The following is a 2,642-nucleotide window of genomic DNA, read 5'->3' as shown; positions in this document are numbered from 1 at the left end:
GTGGAAGTGTGGCGACACATGGAGCTGACAGATACTAATCGGTCGAGGATTTATCCACGCATATGGCGTTAGGATGGGTCACGTCCGCATGCTTCTCCGTTATTCAGTTTTGAGAGAACGATCTCTCTACATAAAATACAAACATCATGAATCATCGTAAATGACTTGCATTATAAACGTTATTAGAGTAAAATAATGTTGTCCGTGAGGCCGTTACGAGACATATTCCACAGTAGCTCAGTGGTAGAGCAACCGGCTGTTAACCGGTAGGTCGCTGGTTCGAATCCTGCCTGTGGAGCCATACTTTGGAGAGCTGTCCGAGTGGCCGAAGGAGCACGATTGGAAATCGTGTAGGCGGCGTAAACCGTCTCGAGGGTTCGAATCCCTCGCTCTCCGCCATAAAAACTCTAAGAAGTAATTAATTAAGCTGGCCCGTTGGTCAAGGGGTTAAGACACCGCCCTTTCACGGCGGTAACGCGGGTTCGAATCCCGCACGGGTCACCAACATATCGCGGGATAGAGCAGTCTGGTAGCTCGTCGGGCTCATAACCCGGAGGTCGGAGGTTCAAATCCTCCTCCCGCAACCAATTAATATTTAGATTGTAGTACTTGAAGAGTGCAACCAAATTTCAACCTCGACACTACGTCGAGTAAGCAACCTAGCGAGAAAAGACCGTAGTACCTTTAAGGTACAAGTGAGCGTACTCTGTACGTAAATCGAACGAACGAAACTGATTCGTCGCTTATTTTTTAAAACAAGTAGTATTTAAAAGAAGCAAGGAGTTCGCGGAAGCGACGGACTGAGTGAGTGTACTAGGTACACGACTCGAATGAATGAGCGAAGTAGCCGAAGAGATTCGCCGCTTATTTTTCAAAATAGGGGCCTGTGGTGTAGCGGTTAACATGCCTGCCTGTCACGCAGGAGATCGCGGGTTCGATTCCCGTCAGGCCCGCCATTAAATTACATAATACTTATGGCTCGATAGCTCAGTCGGTAGAGCAGTAGACTGAAAATCTACGTGTCGGCGGTTCGATTCCGTCTCGAGCCACCATCTTTATTTAGCCGGTCTAGCTCAATTGGTAGAGCAACTGACTTGTAATCAGTAGGTTGGGGGTTCAAGTCCTCTGGCCGGCACCATATATACATGGAGGGGTAGCGAAGTGGCTAAACGCGGCGGACTGTAAATCCGCTCCCTCAGGGTTCGGCGGTTCGAATCCGTCCCCCTCCACCATTTATATAGGGGCATAGTTTAATGGTAAAACGAAGGTCTCCAAAACCTTTGATGTGGGTTCGATTCCTACTGCCCCTGCCAATTTAATAATAAACAACACATAAATATGGCGGCTGTGGCGAAGTGGTTAACGCACCGGATTGTGGTTCCGGCACTCGTGAGTTCGATTCTCATCAGCCGCCCCATATTGGGCCATAGCCAAGCGGTAAGGCATCGGATTTTGATTCCGTGATGCGCTGGTTCGAATCCAGCTGGCCCAGCCATTTATGCGGGAGTAGTTCAGTGGTAGAACACCACCTTGCCAAGGTGGGGGTCGCGAGTTCGAATCTCGTCTCCCGCTCCATTTTTTGGCGGCATAGCCAAGTGGTAAGGCAGGGGTCTGCAAAACCCCTATGCCCCGGTTCAAATCCGGGTGCCGCCTCCAAGTTTATATTCTGTCTAACATACCATGCCGGGGTGGTGGAATTGGCAGACACACAGGACTTAAAATCCTGCGGTTGGTAACAACCGTGCCGGTTCAAGTCCGGCCCTCGGCACCATATTTTACAACATACGCGTAAAGCGATTATTGAAACAGTCACATAACTTGTGGCTGTTTTTTTCTTAGAAGGAGAGTGTAAGTGTGAAGAAGTATGATGTGCGGGTTAAGAAGCTTCATGAAGATGCTGTTATTCCTACATACGGGTCGAATGCAGCTGCAGGTTTTGATTTATACGCTTTAGAAGAAGTAGTCATTCAACCTGGGGAAACAAAGTTAATAAAAACAGGCTTAGCTTTTGAAATTCCTAATGGATTCGAAATGCAAGTGCGACCACGAAGTGGCTTGTCTAAAAAAACGAAATTACGTATTTCAAACAGCCCCGGTACGATTGATGCAGATTACCGTGGAGAGGTCGGCATTCTAGTTGATCACATTGGAGCTAGCAATGAAGAAATGGGTGTGCTTTCAACAAAGGGAGAAGCAATAGATAGCAAGGCTGATCAGGGAAGTTATGTCATTGCTAAGCATGATCGCATTGCTCAAGGAGTATTGCAGCAAGTACCTCAAGCAATTTTCTTGGAAGTTGAATCATTAAATGACACTTCTCGAGGTTCTGGTGGGTTTGGTTCAACTGGAAACTAGAAAAGGTTGTCTAAATAAATTTGTGTTTTAAACAGCACACATAAAAAAACTAGGAAGGTATAATAACCGGCCTAGTTTTTTAAGCGTTAATTAGCTTTTTCTGCGAGCATTCTTTCCAGGATCTATACTAAGTTAAATGGTCGGGTGGAAAAACGGCTCTACACTAAATGTTGGGGTGGAAAAACAACTGAGGCAAAATAAAATACGCAGGCTCCTTTGTCCTCTATACTTGAATTTGCCGAAACAAGTCATAGACAAGGAGCTGCGTATCCATGCATTTTATCACA

Annotated in this window: 1 protein-coding gene and 14 tRNA genes; all 15 read left to right on the top strand. The window is 46.4% G+C overall.

Going from position 1 to position 2,642, the window contains the following annotated elements; genetic code table 11:
• Nucleotides 1–226 precede the first annotated feature (226 nt).
• A tRNA-Asn gene (locus ACE1TF_RS20380) sits at nt 227–301 on the top strand.
• A gap of 6 nt (nt 302–307) precedes the next feature.
• Nucleotides 308–399 (top strand) — tRNA-Ser (locus tag ACE1TF_RS20375).
• Nucleotides 400–429: 30 nt separating this feature from the next.
• Nucleotides 430–504, top strand: a tRNA-Glu gene (locus tag ACE1TF_RS20370).
• A gap of 6 nt (nt 505–510) precedes the next feature.
• A tRNA-Met gene (locus ACE1TF_RS20365) sits at nt 511–587 on the top strand.
• A 293-nt stretch (nt 588–880) separates the two neighbouring features.
• A tRNA-Asp gene (locus tag ACE1TF_RS20360) sits at nt 881–956 on the top strand.
• 20 nt (nt 957–976) lie between these two features.
• A tRNA-Phe gene (locus ACE1TF_RS20355) sits at nt 977–1,052 on the top strand.
• Between the two features lie 10 nt (nt 1,053–1,062).
• Nucleotides 1,063–1,138 (top strand) — tRNA-Thr (locus ACE1TF_RS20350).
• 9 nt (nt 1,139–1,147) lie between these two features.
• A tRNA-Tyr gene (locus ACE1TF_RS20345) sits at nt 1,148–1,232 on the top strand.
• A 7-nt stretch (nt 1,233–1,239) separates the two neighbouring features.
• A tRNA-Trp gene (locus tag ACE1TF_RS20340) sits at nt 1,240–1,313 on the top strand.
• Nucleotides 1,314–1,341: 28 nt separating this feature from the next.
• Nucleotides 1,342–1,417 (top strand) — tRNA-His (locus ACE1TF_RS20335).
• Between the two features lie 3 nt (nt 1,418–1,420).
• Nucleotides 1,421–1,495 (top strand) — tRNA-Gln (locus ACE1TF_RS20330).
• Between the two features lie 5 nt (nt 1,496–1,500).
• Nucleotides 1,501–1,575 (top strand) — tRNA-Gly (locus ACE1TF_RS20325).
• Between the two features lie 6 nt (nt 1,576–1,581).
• Nucleotides 1,582–1,656 (top strand) — tRNA-Cys (locus ACE1TF_RS20320).
• Nucleotides 1,657–1,682: 26 nt separating this feature from the next.
• Nucleotides 1,683–1,771, top strand: a tRNA-Leu gene (locus tag ACE1TF_RS20315).
• 83 nt (nt 1,772–1,854) lie between these two features.
• On the top strand, nt 1,855–2,355 hold the full coding sequence (gene dut / locus ACE1TF_RS20310) for a dUTP diphosphatase (RefSeq protein WP_042404502.1): 501 nt from the start codon (nt 1,855–1,857) through the stop codon (nt 2,353–2,355).
• Nucleotides 2,356–2,642: the final 287 nt, after the last annotated feature.

It is taken from the genome of Geomicrobium sp. JSM 1781026 (assembly GCF_041949955.1).
In the GTDB taxonomy this organism is placed as follows: domain Bacteria; phylum Bacillota; class Bacilli; order Bacillales; family Marinococcaceae; genus Geomicrobium_A.
This window is presented reverse-complemented; position numbering and strand designations above follow the sequence as displayed.